This is a genomic window from Aminobacter sp. P4_D5, from assembly GCF_056401815.1.
This window is the reverse complement of sequence record NZ_JBFUIP010001411.1, coordinates 1-516: the sequence shown is the minus strand read 5'-3', so window position 1 is coordinate 516 and position 516 is coordinate 1. Positions and strand designations below refer to the sequence as shown.

Annotated in this window: 1 protein-coding gene; it reads right to left on the bottom strand. The window is 71.5% G+C overall.

From position 1 onward, the window contains the following. Positions 1 to 516 (bottom strand): efflux RND transporter permease subunit (locus tag AC1DWF_RS38705; RefSeq protein ID WP_476843693.1); only part of this gene is annotated, 516 nt, incomplete at both ends.

Here is a 516-nt window from a genome sequence, read left to right as displayed (position 1 = left end):
GGCACGTAGCGCGTACTCTCCTCGCGGTAGACATAGGCCGTGCCCGAGGTGAGCTCGACCCTCGCCACATCGGCCAGCACGGCGCCGCGCGCACCGCCGACGGGAATGCGGCGGATCGCCTCGATGCTGTCGCGGAAGGGCGCCGCCAGGCGCACCGTGATCGGGAAGTTGCGGTCGCCGCCGGGCTCGTAGAGCCGTCCGGCCTCCCGCCCGCCGATCGCCGCCTGCACCACCTGGTTGATGTCGTCCACCTGCAGCCCGAAGCGCGCGGCCCGGGCCCGGTCGATCGCGACGGAGACGGTGGGCTGGCCGAGCGTCGGGAAGATCGCGACATCCGTCAGGCCACGCACCTGCGTCAGCAGCCCGCGGATCCGCTCGGCCGTGTCCGTCAGCACCTCGAGGTCGGGCCCGTAGATCTTGATGGCGTTGGCGCCCTTCACGCCGGAGGCGGCCTCCTGCACGTTGTCGCTGATCGCCTGCGAGAAGCTGAACTGCACGCCGAGGAAACGCTCCGAG